General features: G+C 35.9%; 16 protein-coding genes and 1 pseudogene. 16 read left to right on the plus strand and 1 reads right to left on the minus strand.

Going from position 1 to position 16,763, the window contains the following annotated elements:
• The first annotated feature begins 23 nt into the window (after window positions 1-23).
• The 16 genes and pseudogenes from BLQ66_RS03610 (at window position 24) to BLQ66_RS03685 (ending at window position 16,276) form a co-directional block, all read left to right on the plus strand.
• Window positions 24-1,067 (plus strand): endonuclease/exonuclease/phosphatase family protein, encoded by a 1,044-nt coding sequence (locus BLQ66_RS03610; RefSeq protein ID WP_074520956.1) that lies wholly within the window; start codon window positions 24-26, stop codon window positions 1,065-1,067.
• Between the two features lie 19 nt (window positions 1,068-1,086).
• Window positions 1,087-3,801 (plus strand): hypothetical protein, encoded by a 2,715-nt coding sequence (locus BLQ66_RS03615; RefSeq protein ID WP_074520957.1) that lies wholly within the window; start codon window positions 1,087-1,089, stop codon window positions 3,799-3,801.
• 439 nt (window positions 3,802-4,240) lie between these two features.
• The gene (locus tag BLQ66_RS03620) at window positions 4,241-6,316 is read left to right on the plus strand and encodes a phospholipase D-like domain-containing protein (RefSeq protein WP_074520958.1); all 2,076 of its coding nucleotides are present in this window, start codon (window positions 4,241-4,243) and stop codon (window positions 6,314-6,316) included.
• Between the two features lie 3 nt (window positions 6,317-6,319).
• Window positions 6,320-6,958, plus strand: a complete 639-nt coding sequence (locus tag BLQ66_RS03625) for a hypothetical protein (protein WP_083330247.1) — start codon at window positions 6,320-6,322, stop codon at window positions 6,956-6,958.
• 78 nt (window positions 6,959-7,036) lie between these two features.
• Window positions 7,037-7,222 (plus strand): hypothetical protein, encoded by a 186-nt coding sequence (locus tag BLQ66_RS11985; RefSeq protein WP_180364684.1) that lies wholly within the window; start codon window positions 7,037-7,039, stop codon window positions 7,220-7,222.
• A 210-nt stretch (window positions 7,223-7,432) separates the two neighbouring features.
• Window positions 7,433-7,573, plus strand: a pseudogene (locus BLQ66_RS12295) (4Fe-4S ferredoxin); the annotation flags it as partial.
• Between the two features lie 1,101 nt (window positions 7,574-8,674).
• Window positions 8,675-8,977 carry a hypothetical protein gene (locus BLQ66_RS03640; RefSeq protein ID WP_330389796.1) on the plus strand — a complete coding sequence of 101 codons (303 nt, stop codon included), beginning with the start codon at window positions 8,675-8,677 and terminating at the stop codon, window positions 8,975-8,977.
• Between the two features lie 55 nt (window positions 8,978-9,032).
• Window positions 9,033-9,203 (plus strand): type II toxin -antitoxin system TacA 1-like antitoxin, encoded by a 171-nt coding sequence (locus BLQ66_RS03645; protein WP_074520960.1) that lies wholly within the window; start codon window positions 9,033-9,035, stop codon window positions 9,201-9,203.
• Window positions 9,204-9,223: 20 nt separating this feature from the next.
• Complete coding sequence (locus BLQ66_RS03650; protein ID WP_083330248.1) at window positions 9,224-11,941, plus strand: HsdM family class I SAM-dependent methyltransferase; 2,718 nt, start codon at window positions 9,224-9,226, stop codon at window positions 11,939-11,941.
• A 10-nt stretch (window positions 11,942-11,951) separates the two neighbouring features.
• Window positions 11,952-13,358 (plus strand): restriction endonuclease subunit S, encoded by a 1,407-nt coding sequence (locus tag BLQ66_RS12080; protein ID WP_207645130.1) that lies wholly within the window; start codon window positions 11,952-11,954, stop codon window positions 13,356-13,358.
• A gap of 165 nt (window positions 13,359-13,523) precedes the next feature.
• Window positions 13,524-13,766, plus strand: coding sequence for a hypothetical protein (locus tag BLQ66_RS03660; RefSeq protein WP_074520961.1), 243 nt, complete (start codon window positions 13,524-13,526; stop codon window positions 13,764-13,766).
• Window positions 13,767-14,447: 681 nt separating this feature from the next.
• Window positions 14,448-14,585, plus strand: coding sequence for a hypothetical protein (locus BLQ66_RS11990; RefSeq protein WP_180364685.1), 138 nt, complete (start codon window positions 14,448-14,450; stop codon window positions 14,583-14,585).
• A 131-nt stretch (window positions 14,586-14,716) separates the two neighbouring features.
• Window positions 14,717-15,496 carry a MerR family transcriptional regulator gene (locus BLQ66_RS03670; protein ID WP_074520963.1) on the plus strand — a complete coding sequence of 260 codons (780 nt, stop codon included), beginning with the start codon at window positions 14,717-14,719 and terminating at the stop codon, window positions 15,494-15,496.
• 2 nt (window positions 15,497-15,498) lie between these two features.
• Window positions 15,499-15,840: a hypothetical protein gene (locus BLQ66_RS03675; protein WP_074520964.1), complete on the plus strand. Its 342-nt coding sequence runs from the start codon at window positions 15,499-15,501 to the stop codon at window positions 15,838-15,840.
• Window positions 15,841-15,854: 14 nt separating this feature from the next.
• Window positions 15,855-16,040, plus strand: coding sequence for a hypothetical protein (locus tag BLQ66_RS03680; protein WP_074520965.1), 186 nt, complete (start codon window positions 15,855-15,857; stop codon window positions 16,038-16,040).
• Window positions 16,041-16,057: 17 nt separating this feature from the next.
• Complete coding sequence (locus BLQ66_RS03685; protein ID WP_207645131.1) at window positions 16,058-16,276, plus strand: hypothetical protein; 219 nt, start codon at window positions 16,058-16,060, stop codon at window positions 16,274-16,276.
• Between the two features lie 58 nt (window positions 16,277-16,334).
• Here BLQ66_RS03685 and BLQ66_RS11995 read toward each other — a convergent pair whose 3' ends face one another.
• Entirely contained in the window at window positions 16,335-16,685 is a 351-nt protein-coding gene (locus BLQ66_RS11995) for a hypothetical protein (RefSeq protein WP_180364686.1), read from the minus strand.
• Between the last annotated feature and the right edge of the window lie 78 nt (window positions 16,686-16,763).

Below are 16,763 nucleotides of genomic sequence, written 5' to 3' on the forward strand. Positions count from 1 at the left end.
ATAAATAAAATATGGAGGTTTTTATGGCATCGGATTATAAAATTGGTTCATTTAATATTCAAAAGCTTGGAAGAAATTCTATGTTGAAAAAAGATATCAAAAACATAGCCGAAATAATCACAGGAAATAAGATGGATGTAGTGGCTTTGCAGGAGATATCTGGTAAAGAACCATTAAAAGAAATAATGAAGGCATTGGATGGAGCAATCATTTCTGAAGGGGTAAGTTCTTCCAATAATGCGCGAGACTCTTATTGTTATGAGACTAGAAATTGGGCGAGCTGTTGGGCAAAACCAATTTCTCAAATTGGAGGGAAAAGTGCAGAAGAGGGATATGCTTTTATTTGGAACAAACGACGACTTGAATTACCGGTAAATAAGAGGGGTGATGTAAGTTATCCGGACATCTATTTGAATGGTGGAAAGGTAATCCGTCCTCCGTTTTATGGAAGATTCTTAATTAAGAGTTGTAATGCTGAAATACGTTTGATTAATACACATATTGTTTTTCGTAAGACTCCGGTGGAGGATGATGAATTGGAAGATAATCGTTCTGCTGCAAGTGATTACGAGGAGCGAATTAAGGAATACAAGGTCTTGGCAAATGAAATATATCAGCGTGTTTACGCAGGTAGTATTGGAACAAGACAAGTGCTGACGTTTATTCTTGGTGATTATAACATGTGCCTGGAAGGTTCTAATTCATCTGATTTGAAAGCAATTATGCCAAAAGATATTCAGCGGTTAGAATATGGAAAGCATGTAATAAAGACTATTCAAAATCAGAAGACAACCATTAGAAGTAGGTCAAAAAGTAATCCAAATGGTGCGTACATAGGCGAGGAAAATCTTGCGAATAATTATGACCATTTTTCTTACGAGGAGAAGTTAGAGGACAGCATTGATATCGAGGGACATAGAATTGATGCTGAAGGAACCTATCGTGATAAGTTTCAACAGGTGGTGGATAATGATGGTAATCCAGTAAAGAATGAGTTTGAAGCATATAGGATGCTCGTATCAGATCATTTACCTATTATGATGACAGTAGCTATATCGAAAGGATAGAGAGGGAGGACTTATAAAGATGGGATTTTTCGATAAAAAGCAGAAATTAGATATATTGGAAAAAACTCAGTATAACTTAGAACAAACACAAGCAAATTTGGCTCAAATACAAAATGCATTAGTATCTTCAAATGGAACTACAGTTGCAGTAACCGACAATACTGAATCAACAGATGCAGTGATGGAGCTAGATCCTGATACTCGTGCAATCATGGCCGCTTATGCCTTGAATTTATGTACCGTTTCTGTAACACAGATTATTGATTATCAAGATTTGAATATCATGGAACAAGAGTATGACATGATATTGAATAATCTTAATCTGCAGAACATGCCTAATGATGATGCTCTTCTAGACATTTTAAAGCAGATACTCAATACGGTAACTTTCTTTAGAATAGATCAGAAAGAAAGAGAATTTGTTGAACGTGATTATCAGCAGAAGATGAAAAATGCTGTATGGTCTGCGGTGCCAAATGTGGGGGCATTAATTGCAACCGGATTAAGTCAAGGCCCAGCAATGATGGCGGTGAGTTTGGCGGCAACGGTTGGTACGGCATATATGAATTATAGAAAGCAGAAGGCTGATAATTCTTTAGCATTTGATAGAGAAATGTGGCAGTTAGAAAGATCTGCAATAGAGCAGTTGGATGGCTTAAAGAGAGAACTTTTTGATACAGCCTGGAGATTATCTAAACACTATGGTTTCGAAGATAAATTACGTCTATCTGAAAGACAAATTCATCAATATAATCAAATATTAATGGATACAGATGATGAGCGCAGATATGATCGTTTAGAAGTTATTGCGGATAACTTTAGAGCGTATCCTCCATTTTGGTATCAGTATGGTCACACAGCTACTTTGATTGCATTAGGTCTTCAGCACCGTATTTTAGATAATCGATTAGCTATTGAGGATCTGAAGAAAAATCAGAAATCGGATAAAAACTTTAATGAAACGCTTGAAACCGCAAAAATAGAACTTGCATCATTAGAAGAGGCTGAGAAAAAGTATAGGGCAAAGGCAAAGGAACATTTTGAGTATTTCCAAAAGCTGAATAGATATGGATTGCTTAGAGAAGACAAGATGGTTTCTATGTGTAATTTGGAATACGTCGATTTGCTATTGCAAGATGAAAATTATAATAAGGAACATATCTTAAATCTTATTCAACAAGCAATCGATAAGGCTGGAAGCGTACTTGAAATAGTCCAGTTATGCGTGTTTGCTTATATGAAATTAGGTGAAGCAGCTAAAGCTGAGAAGTACCTTAAAATGTTAGTTAACGAACATTACAATCAAATAATGAATGCGCAGATTTTAAGTAGCTTATATGTATATGACTTCTTTAGCAATGAAGGATATGGGGAATCGCTTGCAAATTATAATGTTCTCTGTAAGCGTGTTCCAAAACAGTATCTGTTTCCGATGCCGAAGAAACCAACTGCAAGAAAATCATTATTGGAAAAACAGTTTATATATGTTCAAAAAACAGCGCTGCTTAAAAAGTATGAGTATGTTTTAAACAATCTGACAAGAACATATGCTAATAGATTTAATAGATGTCTGCCATTACCAGAAGGATTAAACTTGGATGATGAGTTATTTAACGATTCGTATGAAAGCCGATTGGCTCTTTGGAATCGAATTTCTGGCAGATTAATGAGTTATGATGGTTCTTATAAAGAGGAATTAGCACAAACAGATTTACTGATGGAATATATGAAGGTTCTTCAAGATTATTTCTATGAAGTTGTTACTTTGGTAGAAGAAGAGAACAGTGCGTATTATAGAGAATACTATCAGCAATTGAAAGAAGATATTCTATCTCCTATATCAGAAAATACGGACGAAATAACCGAGTTTAGAGCATCGCTTCTTGAGTCAGATGAAGACATACTCGAGAGTTTAGAACATGTATTTAATAAATATACGTTTATGTTTTTTGTTGGAGATATGCTTAGTTCCCTTACATCCATTATTACTGATAAAGTGACAAGAATGGAGGGAATGAATGATATTGCAGCAGATGAGGCAAGACTAATGCAGTTTTGTCAGAAAAACAGTATTCCAACTCCAACTGAGCAGTATATTCATGATACGACAAGTAATATGATTGATGCCGGAACAGATTTCTTAGTTGAACAATTACTTGGAAATGATGAATATGAAAGATTGAAAAAGAGAACAGAGTTAAGAAGTGGAATTCTTGAGTTGATTACTGATTATTGCAATGAGTATAAAATCATCATTAGAAGTAACAAATCAAGGTTATTTATCCGAGAGCAGGATGATGCTCGCCTAAATGAGTATTTCAAGAAAATAAAAGGAAAGCCATATAATAAGACCGACGTATTAGCAGTCATTGAAGAACATGGATTATGGGAAGTGTTCAATTATAAAGATTTATGGCTTACAACAGACGGAGTTGTGATTGTTGAATCTGATAATTATGGAGCTGTTTGTACACCTTATGAGAGAATTGTTAAGGAAGGCAATGAAATCAAGTGTGGAAACAAACGATACAATAATGAGGATGACGTAAATATGTTCTTATTATGGCAGCTAATTGTAGATATTGAAGAATACATTGAACAGAACAATCCGAAGAAACTCGAATTAGAGGTGTCATTATCAGATAATTGCTTTGAAGTAATTGAAGAAAAAGATAATCCAATGCTGTATTTATCCTATTATGCAGCTGATGAAGACGAAGAAGTAGAAGAATAATCTAATATTACATAGACCAGTACCTCTGGGGACGCCCAGATTCGTACTGGTCTATTATTATGCCCATTTTTAGAGCAAGGAGTGGACATGAGCCGAAACTATTAATCTATTAAGTCACAGGTAATGAAGCATGTTATACCCGATTTGTTGGAACAATAATCGAGAAAGGAAAAGCATAATCTAGATAGCAGAGAAGTAGCGTAGAATATAGCTGTTTTAAGGTAAGACGAATCACAGAGTGGAAATCTGGGATAGCAAAGCGTATAGGCATCGAAATAAGGATGTGTGTGTAGTTATTGGACTGGTCTCACAGGGGTGGGGCTGGACGTGCTTTATAAATAAACATGTCTAAAAATATTGACAAATTTATAGACTAGGAATAATATGTCTATAAATAAGAGGCAATAAATAGACATGACATATTATCAGGAGGAGAAGCATGGACGAGCAACTTTCATTATTTGATGTAGTAGAAGGATTTAGTGTTATCAATGGCGAGAAAGATAATAACGATGAGCCTAATAATCAGATTAAATGTTATCGCACAGAACTAAAGGATGTTGAGTATAGAACGGTAGAGGATTTATTTGCAGGATTTAATACAATTAAGGCAATTACATTTTCCTATGATATAGGATTCATAGATTCTATTATGCAGCAGTTTGATTATGGCGAAATTATATTAGGGGCAAACTTTATTGTTGAGAAAGATGATAAACTGAATAATTTTATGGCAGAAGTATATACCAATGCATATGAAGCAGGAAAAGTGATTAAGTCGCATAAAAGATTAGCAGAAATGCTAAGAGATGGTGATGTCGAATTTCATACGCCTCTATACATTTTGGATCATCGTAAAATATATCTTTTAAAAGCCGATGACGGGAGAACTCGTGTAATCACGGCTTCAGCTAACATGTCTAGAAGCGCATGGAATAATGAACACATGGAGTTCTATAACTATGATGATTCTCTATATTGTTATGAAGAATATTTACATGACTTTGAAGTAATGTGGCAAGATTCTCAGGACATTCCATATGATGTTATATCTGCAAAAAAAGAAAATGATCTTATTGATGGAAATCCTGTTTTAAAGGAAGTAAAAGAGAAGGGACGTACTATTGTACTTCAGCAACAAGAAGATGTTTGTGAAATTGATAATGTCAAATATTTTATAGATCATAAAAAGATTAACAGTGAATATAAAGCTATTATTGATGGAGTAAATCCAAAAGCGAAGAATGGCTTTATAGAAATCATTCCAAAGACACTTGAAAAAATAGAGCATAATTATAAAAAGTTTCTATGTAAAACAATGAAGGTTAATAATGTTTCAAAACCATATCCTTCTCTTGAATTTAATTATGCGGATAAGCAAGCGACTATAGATGGTAATCTTTTGAACCTTAATCCTTCAGAGGAAGAAGTAAAAAAAGATATTGATGAGCTGCTTGGAATGTATGAAAACTATAATGAATTTGTTGGAAACAGCAAGAAGCTGAAAGAAACACATTTTAAGATGATGAATGCTATTTTTTGTTCACCATTCAACGCCAAGCTACGTTGTACAGCTATGCTTAGAGGTATCAAGGCGGCTACTGATAGCTTGCCATTATTCCTACTAGCAGCATCAAGTGAGGCTGATAGTGGAAAGACTTTTGCGGTAAGAGCTGCGCTTAAAATGATGACAGGTGAAGACTTGAATATCATGAACAAAGCATCGTGTAAAAAAGAAGATATAAAAGCGGCCCAACTAGCATGCAAAGGAATTCCATTCTTTATTGATGAGTTAGATAATAGATTTCTTTCAACGATAAAAGATATTATTAAATTTCCATCTACGTGTGAAGAAAATCAGCTTGAAAATCAGCCAATGATTATTTTTGCAAGTAATGACGTTATTGAGCCGGATACTATTTTAAGAAAGAGAATGGTATTTTTGCGTTTTGATGGTGGACTGCCTAGTGACATTGATTTGAGTGCGACAAAAGGAAAAGGGGAAGGCATTATTCGGAGATTAGGAACAGGTCTATATCGTGAGTATCTCCGCAGAATGTTAGACTCAGTCACCGAAATCTTGGAATATATGATACATGAAAAGAATATTCCTGATTCATATTATCCTGACCTTATGGAGATATCTTCTAAAACGCTTCTTAATATACTAAGTGATTATGGATATGACATTCCAGAATACTTTAAAGTACTTACTTGGAGAGATGATTATTCACCTAATGCCAACTGTATTTCCGAGGATTCGATTGAGGATATTAATCAGTTATATCAACATAATAGAAGAGCATTTACTGTAGAAAAAGAATTTGTAACGATAGAACTCGGGTCAGACAAAGGCAGCCAAAAGCGATGTGAAAACTGGAAAAATACATTGCCAAATGAGCTTAGGCCAGTGTACCAAAAACTTCGTGATTGTAGTAAAATTACTCTTGATAGAAAAGAATTAGAAAAACGTTTAGGGTATAAGCTTGGTTCTTTCCCATTCTTTAGGAGATAACAGATGAAAATATATCAATATGCAGATTCAACAGAGGATTTACAGCAGTTTTTGACTCCAGTGAGCATACTTAATATGCAAGAGCAAATGAAGCATATGAACTCATTTCAGAATACAATGGAATTAGATATCCTTGGATACCATTTACCAATTATGGTAGTGAATACTGTGGAGAATAGACGGAGTTTTAGAAGTTTTGAACTCTTAAAAAGTAACTGTGAATATGGTGATGTTATTGCAGTTACCTCTGTAAAAGCTCTCGGATTGAATGAAAAAGATATTGTTGCGCAGTTGGATTGGTTTATAGAGCGTAACATTCCTCTTATAATATGCGATACTCCATCAACCTATGAATATGGGTTGGCAAATTCTGTAAATAGGGCGGTTCTTTCTACAATTAGGCAGTCATTAGTGGAAGTGAATAATATAGTTCTTAAGCCTAATAAGCACAATGCTGGTAGACCTAGTATGAAGTATCCTGAAAATTGGGAAGAGTTGTATGAGCAATGGGAAAATAAGAATATTACGTCTAAGGAGTTTATGGAAAAAGCTAATTTAAAGAAGGCTACTTTCTACAATTTATTATCAGATTACAAGAAGAACTTGGAACTACGTGATGAATTAAATCAAAAAATGGCATAGAAGTAAGCTGGCTGATTGTAGAACGAGTCTCTGATTAACTATGCTGACTCATGCAGTGGTGCGGCATATAAAACGTTTGTGGATACAGGACATACGCAAATTTTTTCTTGTTTATCATATTTAGAAGGTATTGCTATTGCATCGTGTGAACAAGAATTGATTCTTCAAGCATTGCAATATCAGGATAAAATTATAGGCTATTTCGAAGATGATAATGAGCTTGAAATTCTATATAAACGTGTTGAAAACTTTAGTCTCATATAGACAAAACATTTTGTGAAAGCTCAGGGCGATATATCCGCTGTTTAATACGTCGCCTGTTGTAGATATTATTTCTTTAATCGTTGAAAATCAGGATGTGGTTAAAATGCAGTAGAAGTTAGATTATATGAATTTTTAATCATGTCGAGCAATCGTCATATATCAGCCGTGAGCAGATGTACTGTCAGTATGATGGACAGACCTATTATCCAAAGGAGTGTCACTATTGTACGAATGGAGGTTCCGTGTTGTGGAGGACTCCAGAGGGCAGCAGAGAATGCTCTAAGAAACAGTGGAAAGTTTATTCCGTGGCAGGTTGTAACTATATCACGTAATGGAAAAATATTGGATTGATGGAGATTTAACGGTGCTATTATTATCATAGGCAAGTGAGAGGTAAACAAAAGCCACTCACTTGTTTTTCTTTTGCAGAGGAATAGGAAGCAAATTTAAGCGTCACAGGATGACCAACCCTCTCGGTCGTGTTTGGCGCTTTTTTGTTGTCCGAAACCGGAAAGTGCGCCGGTGTTTCTATTCAGAATCGGGTGGTTCAGGTTCAGGTAAAACGAGTTTTTTTACAATGGTTTGATATTGAAAAGTATCTTATAAAGAAAGCTTGTCTTTTATCCAGATGATGAATATGAAGTATTTGAGGTTGATAAGAACTGATGCCTTGATTAAAATATTATTGATAATTTTTATTTCGATAAAAATTAGTCTCCAAACCTGAGAGGCAATAAGTGCATGGATAATCTGATTTTTAGATTCAGCTAAGAAGGTGACAGAATTGTCAGCTATCTGGTGCGTGGTTGCTGTTACGGAATTCAGGTAGAAAGGAGATAATAGTCATGGCAAAAGGTGTATCATCTAAGACACACAGTCAAAAAGAATTGGATAATTAAGCTAATCAGCATAATCCAAACAACAAGGCCTACAAGGCAAGAGTTGCTAATGAATAGGCGACTAGGAAACAGTCCAAGAAAGCATTGGCAAATTAAGCTAAGAAGCGTGCAAAACGCCAAGCTGAATTCGAGGCGGAACATGGTGTCATGTATCCGCTTGATTGGATGTGTTACAGCAATCCATATGATTTTGACTAGATTTTATTCATGAAAGCAAAAGGACATCAATCTATGTACCGACCTCCCATCGTTAGATTTTTAGGCCTGATTTTTTGGGGGGGTCGGTACATAGATGCAGATCCCCAAGGGTGCTTTTTGTTATGTCGAAATGTGGATAAGTAGTATGCCGGACATACCCGAAAGGGAGCGTTCTCTGCCTTCCTTCTTCCGCTTCCTCCTTAGAAAGAAAAACGAAAAGAAAGAAGCAAAGAAAAGATAAAAGAAAGATATACCCCTATTATCATCATCCATCCTATCCTATCCCATCCGTCCGTCTCCCATCGGGGAACGGCTGCGCACGTTCCCCTAAGAGGGAGACGGGAAATACGCGCGCGTGAGCGCGAGAGGAGCCAAACAGAGAATGAAGCTAACACGATATGAGCAGGAGACCATAGTGAACTTTAATGCCGAAGAACCAGATGCGATAGTTTACACCCGTGATAAGGCTGTTATGAGACAACTTGATACGCTAGTTACCGAGTATCCCGATATCTTTAAATACATAGGCGAAACAGATATCGACAAGACCTATTCAATGTCTAAATCACGCATTAGTTACAGCAAGCCCAGAAGGATATCTGAGGTTAAGAGACAGCAGGCAAGAGGTGCTATGAATAAAATTAATTTAGGTGGATAAATATATTGCAAATGTTCCCCCCAAAAGATATACTTAAATTTAGAGGATTGCAATTATGGATAAAGAACTTAAGGCGTACTCAATGAGCATTCGAGTTAGTGAAGATGAACTTGAGAAACTTAAACAGGCTGCTAGATTAGAATCATATGCATCCTATAGTAAGTTCATACGAAGAACGGCATTGATAGAAGCTGAAAAAGTGATAAAGAAAAGCGAAAAGAATTAAAAGTAAAGTTGGAGGTAACTATGGATTATACATTAACTATTTCTCAAAAAAAAGATATAGAAAAATATATCGAAAGCCAGAAGGTCAAGGCTGTTGAGAAGTTCGAGTTCGCAAGTCGTGTTGTGAAGTATTCTGCATCTATATCAGGAAAAAAGATTAATAAGATAAAAGGAGATGAAGAAATCACAAGAGCTTGTCTTCTTACAAAACTGGGAAATGAATATGGATATAATCTCGACAAGATTGAGATTGAACATGTGTATACCGCCGGAAGACCGCGTACCAATACAAGTATTATTGATTTGGTTGTTCGTGACAACAATGGAGATGCTTTTTTATTTATAGAATTAAAGTCTCCTAAGGATTATGCAAATGGGGATAGAGAAAACATTATAGAAGAGCAGCTATTTAAAGTGGCAGCTATGGAGCAAGCTGAAGGACGAAGGGTAAAGTATCTAATGCTTTATACAATCGCTATGCATGGAAAGAATGTTGATGACGAGTGCATAATTATTGATCATGAAAAATATCCGACATTTAAGGATTGGGAGCCTGTTAAAGAATATGGAAATGTAATTCCGAAGAAATATGGTAAGGCACAAAAGATTCCATATGTTAAAGGAAGCTCGCATGATTTACAAACTAACTTCACGCATGAATTATTGAATAGCCTTCAAATTGAGTTGCACAATGTACTGTGGGGTGGCGGAGGGACCGACGATAATGATGTTTTCTCATCATTAACAAATCTTATTTTGGCAAAAATACAAGATGAAGATGAGAAAGTTAATGGTGATACTTATGATTTCCAATCTTTAGTTTTTGTTGATGATACCGAGAATTATGAATCGTTGGAAACTCTTTTTGAAAGAATTAATAATCTTTATAAAAGAGCGTTAAAAGAGAAATTAAATGTTACTGATAGCGAGGAAATTGAGAAGTCTTTTGTTGTTGACACCAAAAAGTTTTCTCTTGAAAAAGTAAAATTCACTGTTCAGACTTTGGAAGGTTATTCTTTAGTGGATGGAAAGAATAGCATATCTGGTAAAGATATCCTAGGTGATTTCTTTGAAGGGATTATTCGAGATGGATTTAAACAGACTAAAGGACAGTTTTTTACACATATAAACATTGTCAGATTTATGTTATGGGCAATTCAAGCGGATCGTTTAGCTATTGATAGGATTAATGCGGATCGCGAAATCCCATATATGATCGATCCATCAGCTGGATCGGGAACATTTCTGATTGAATATATGAAATTTATCACTGCAAATATTAAGTACAGATTCAAGGATCAACTTTTATCAAGCCGTGCAGTGGAGGATAAATGTGCAGAATGGTTTTTACCTAACCATAGAGAAAACAAATGGGCAAGAGAATACATATACGGATCGGAACTTAATTTCAATTTAGGAACGGCAACTAAAGTAAACATGATCTTGCATGGTGATGGTGCAACTAACATTTTTGTCGGCGCCCAGAAGGGCGATGGTTTATTGCCTTTTGGAAAATATATAAAGGCATCAGCTCCTAATGCATTGAACAAGGAATTTGATGATCCTAATTACCCCCAGAAGGTCAATTCTCAGTTTGATTTGATTTTAACTAATCCGCCCTTTAGCGTTGATTTGGATAATGATACCAAAAGGACAATAAAGAAGAGCTTTGTATATGGTGATAAGAAAAAGTCGGAAAATCTGTTTATAGAAAGGTGGTATCAGCTTTTAAGAGAAAATGGCAGGTTGGCAGCTGTTCTTCCGGATAGTGTATTTGACACTAATGAGAATAGATATATCAGATTGTTTATTTACAAATATTTCAAGATAAAAGCGGTTGTTTCGCTTCCTCAGCTTGCATTTGCCCCGTACACACCAACTAAAACAAGCATTTTGTTTGCACAAAAAAAGACGGCGACAGAAATTGAAGAATGGAATGAGCTGTGGGATGAGGTGTCAAAAGAATATGAAAAAATAAAGACTCGTGTTGAGAACATCATAGCGGTTTTTGATGGACTAAAAGATAAAGCAAAACTTCCTTCTATAAAAGATCTTACAGAAGAAGAAGAAGAGGGATTCGTAAGAGCGATATTGAAAAGCTATTTAACGGAGCGAGATGATGAATTAAATACGGGCGAACTCATTGAAAAGTACAGAGAAAGTCTGGAAGAAGCTCTATCGTATGATAAAGATTTGGTGGATACTTTTGGATATGTAAACCCTTGGTGGGTATTTGAAACGGTCTCAAAGAAATTGAACTACGATATTTTTATGGCTGAAGTTGATAATGTTGGCTATAAAAGAACTAAGCGCGGGGAAAAGGACGCACCAAATGAGCTTTTCTCATTGGAGTATGCGCCCTCTTTGATTGATTCTACTTTGATAGAAGATCATTACAAAGAACTTATAGATGATGTTTCCGATAGAATCAAAAATGAAGAAGATAAAAAAGCAAAAGAGAAGAAGCAGAATAAAATCAAGGCAATAGATAGTAAAATTGATGAGCTAAAAGCTGAAAAAGACTCTTTAGAGTCAGAGTATGATGAAATAAAGAAGTTTATTAAAAAGTATTATAAAGCAGGAGAGTTGAAAGAATCATACACTGATAGAACCGATATTGAATTGGTGAAAGAGTTTAAGAGTGGCAGGCTTAAACAGTATTGTAGCTATGCTGTATTGTTACGTGAAAAAGAAAAGACTACGGTACTTGATTTTATGCGAGAATTATCGTGGGATTGAGGTGGAATGTATGAGAGTAGAAAGAACCGAATTCGCTAAATTCTCCAAATACAGTAGCCTAAGACTTACATCCAATTATGAACTTCCTAAGCTGGCTTTTCCATACGATGATTTTAGCTCATTTTTGGATTTTATAGAGTCTGGTAGTCGTCCTAAAGGAGGTATTAAGGATGAAGACTATGGACAAGCACTTAGTTTGGGAGGCGAACAAATCGATAAAGATGGAATCGTAAATACTGAGAAAATGCCATATGTTCCATTTGACTTTTATGATAATGCAAAAAAAGGATTAGTTTGTGATGGAGATATCCTTATTTGTAAAGATGGTGCATTAACTGGAAAGTGCTGCATTGTTGATTTTGCTAAGCTTCCAACAGATAAAGTTATGATCAATGAACATGTTTTTATAGTTCGTGCAAATTCAAGAATTAGACAAAAGATGCTGTTTTATCTGATGAGGACTGATTTTTTCAATAGTCAGGTAATCGATTTGGCATACAGAAAAAAAGCACAGCCAGGATTAACATTAGATCATATAAAAGCTTTAAAAATACCGGAGCTATCATTAAAATCACAGGATGAAATACTTAAGAAGCTTATTCCTTACGAAGAGAAAATAAATAAACTCAATGCAAAGAAAGTAAATATACAAGAGATTATAGATAAGAGTTTTAGTAAAGCATTCGGATTCTCATATGATGGATTTGATTCGTTAAAAGGAATTAAAGCATATAGAATTGCCTGTTCGGATGTCTCTGTTAATGGAGATTTAAGATGTGGTGTAAGGTTCCATAGACCAGCACGAGTATATGTAGAAAAAGAACTCCAAACTAAGATGAAGGCTAAAATAAAGGATTATTTGGCTGAGCCGATTGTTTTGGGAGCTAGCATTTCACCAAGTGATTATGATGATGGTGATTACATTTATATTTCCATGGCTACTATAAAGGGGTGGAGATTAGATAATGGGTCCGCATCTACGGTTTCAGACAATTACCTAAATGGGAAAAAGGATAAGACAGTTTCAATTAATGATATTATCTTGGCAAGATCCGGTGAAGGGACAATCGGAAAGGTTGCGTTAATAGATGAAGATGTAAAAGGGGTATTTGCTGATTTTACTATGCGCATAAGATTAAAAAACTATAATCCCGAATTTGCCTACTACTATTTCAGAACGAGTTATTTTCAATATCTTATTGAAACTTATAAAAAGGGACTTGGGAATAATACAAATATCTTTCCGGTGGCTATAAAAGAATTTCCCATACCCGACATTGACTTAAAGAAACAAAAAGAAATTGTAGCTGAAATTAGAAAGATGAATGATCAACAAAAGAAAATCGCGGAAGATATTGCTGATCAACAAGTGTTAATCCAGAAGGTGATAGAGGATAATTTATATAAAACTCACTGAGATAATATCGGTGTAATAGTGTAGTATCCACAGACGGTGGCGAACGATCTTAAAAGATTATTCGTCCCCGTCTTTTTTTATTCCAAAATCACGGAAACGGCACAACAAAGAAAGGAGATTTTCAAAATGGAACAGCAGTAGATTTCAGCAAAAAAACTGAAGGCAATGGAGAAGGTAAAGCGAGCCAATGCGGAGCTTGCCAAGGTAGCGCGTGAAGAGAAGGAGCAACTCAGAAAGGATCAGGATCGTCAAAAGTACATGATGGGCGGTTGTGTAGTAAAATACTTCTCCGATGCCTACGATTTCAGCGAGCAGGAAATGAACCGGATCATAGCGTGCGCTTTTTCGCTTAAAGATGTGAAGAACATGATCGCAACGGTTCTGAAAGAGCGACTGATCCTGCGGTAAGTAACGATGAAGAGAAGGATGAAACCGATGATTTTAATATTGATGAAACCGATGAAAATGATCCCGAAGAAAGTGACGATGACGAGGGTGGAGAAACCTAAGGTCTTTCACCGAGATTTTCTCGGTGCGCACAGATATACCACCAGAGGTTGTACTGAGCGTCCTGCCGGAGGCGTACTGCGGATAGCTGTTGTCTGCCGAGGGCAGCCAAGAGGGGACATTATGTTTCCCCTCCGGTGCATTCGCACCTACCCCTATGTGTACTTTGCGCTTGGCAAAGTTCTAAAGAGCAGAGCTTCACCAGGCGAAAAGTCTGTCTGTCGGTCCTGTCAGTTATGGGAGCCGATGAAAGAGAGGTGGCAAAGTGGCGGTTAAAAACTTTAGTTCCCGTATTCAGATATGCGGGAGAAGTGCGAGGTGCCATGGAGGAAAATTAGAGTGAATAGCCACTTGATTTCTTATTGATACAATTTTAGAAAACTTTGTGAAGAGAAGATGAAAAAGTGGTTGGACAGTAAATTGTGAGTGAAGACTTGTGGTATATCAGTTTAAGGCTAGTAGAGAACAAGCTGGTATGAATTGAAAAGGCTTATTTGATTGGCTTGAAATTGGTTTTATTGGTGGACTGGCAATATTATATGTTGGTTGTTATTGACTTTCTTTGTGATTGGAGGCATTTGTTTGTTTATTAATGGATCTGTATCACTTGGATGGCAGAGGCTTCTTGTGAGTATTGTTGTTGCAGTGATTCCTCAAGCATTAACTCTATGGGGAGCAGAAGGGATTTGCTGTTTAAAGGAAGTCTTAGCGAGAATATAAATTAAAAGAAGAATATAGTCACTGTTCTGCATTTGTGTAGGACAGTGGCCTTTTTCATGTTGTAAAAAATAAATATAAGTATTGACGGCCGCTGGCGGCCATTGATAAATTATTTATTGAGGAGGATGGCTATGGACTTGTATACGACTGGAGATGTTTGTAAAAAGCTAGGAATTAAAGAACGTGTCCTTAAGTATTATGTCGAGAGTGGAATAATTGAACCTACAAAAGTTGGAGTATCAGGTAAAAAGAAATACTGGTATTTTGATGAATCTGCGATTAATCGAATCAATCAGATTAGACTATATAAGGAATTAGGATATTCTGCAGATGAAATTAAGGATTTTATATCTCAACCAGAATTTGATTGGAAAAAAGCCTTAGGTAAACAGATCAATGAACTTAAGGAAAAGAAAAAACATTACGAAAATCTTATTCTAACTGCTGAGACAATGAGATATTCCTACGAAAGCGGGTTGTACGATGGTGAGATAGTCGATATATCGGCATTTGGAAATGATTTAGACAATTTTGCGTTAAGTGTTTTTTCTTCATCAGATAATTCTAAAGAGGGATTGTCGACTATCAACCAAGATATTTCTGGAGGAATGGAAATTGCGGAAATTAATAAAGTTGGAACTGATGTTATGGAGATGCTGGCTAAGATTTCTTACTGCAAAAAAATGGATCCTGAATCTAGCGAAGTACAAAAGGTGGTTTCAGATGTCTTTGACTACATTGTTAAAATGTCTGGGATAGAAGCAATTGATGCTAAGGACGTATTGTATGGAATTAGATTAACATCAAATTTTAGTCTTGAAAGCTTAATTGATTCCATGTTTGGTATAGGTACAACAGATTTCGTACTTAAGGCTTTAGAAAAATATAGTTACGGTAGGGAGAAAATATAAAAATGGATAAAATAGTTCAGAAAGTGGCGGCATTAGGAGTGCCAGGATTGGTTTTAATTGTTGCAATAAGCGCAACAGGATTAGCTGGTGGCGCAGCAATTACAGCTGCTTTAGCAGCGTTAGGTCCAGGAGGGATGATTGGTGGTATTGCTACATTGGGTGTAATTGGTTTGATTTCTGAAGGTATTGCAAAGTATGGTTTTGATGCTATTTTTACGGCAGTAGTAAAAGAACTGTATTCTAGAGGTGAAACTAAGGAATCAATTTTAAAGAAAATTGAAAAGTACCCTGTTTCAAAAGATTTAAAGAGAAAACTTACAGAGTCTATTGAAAACATAGCGTAAACGGAGGTGAGAAAATGAAAAATGAAATTATGAAAGCTTTAGGCGGTATGCTTAATAACCCTGGTGATATATTTGAAGCAAGAGTTACAAAGTCTGGTAATAAAGTTGCGAAGTTTTCTTCAGGAGATGGTTTATTTAAGGCTAGTAAAACTGTTTATTCTAACGGCACAGTTCACGAAACAAGAACATATAAAGTTTAAAGAGAGGGGGTGTTATAATGACTATATATACAACCAATGAATGGAAGGGTTATGGCAAGCAGAATTACTATTGGAATGAATACAGATTAGAAGGTGATATAGTGGAAAAGTACAAATGTCATAGGCAGAAATTCTTTGATGGAAACGAGAATGACTGGGAGACTGATGAAACACTTGAAGAATCTTGGGAAATTGATGATCCTAATATGCCAGATTGGCTACATAAGTATATTTAAATTTGTCGTGATCAATTTTGTCTCGTTTTGACTCGCTTCGCCTACATTAGCATTTTTCTTATAGATTTAACGGTACTATTATTATCATAGACAAGTGAGAGGTAAACAAAAGCCTCCCACTTGTTTTTTCTTTTGCAGAAGAATAGGAAGCAGATACAAGCGTCACAGGATGACCAACCCTCAAGGTCGTGAGTGGCGCTTTTTCGTTCTCTAGATAATGGAACAAATTCATCGGGTCGTCCTCTAGGAATTTGATGGTGGTCTTTTGGTAGAGCTTTTGAAAATCGCTAAGTGGCAGGGTGATATTGTACTGTGGAATTGAAGGAATGGTGCCTATGGTTAGCAGTCCATTTTCAATATTCTCTAGGTGCTTAAGGGCTGTGATGCCGTCTAGTTCTGTGCGCACCATGGCAGCGGCGTAGGGTAAAAATGTTTTGCCGTGCTTGCTTATATTTTAAAATAAAATGGGGGATGTTGTTCTTATATA

This window comes from Lachnospira pectinoschiza (assembly GCF_900103815.1).
Classification (GTDB): Bacteria; Bacillota; Clostridia; order Lachnospirales; family Lachnospiraceae; genus Lachnospira; species Lachnospira pectinoschiza_B.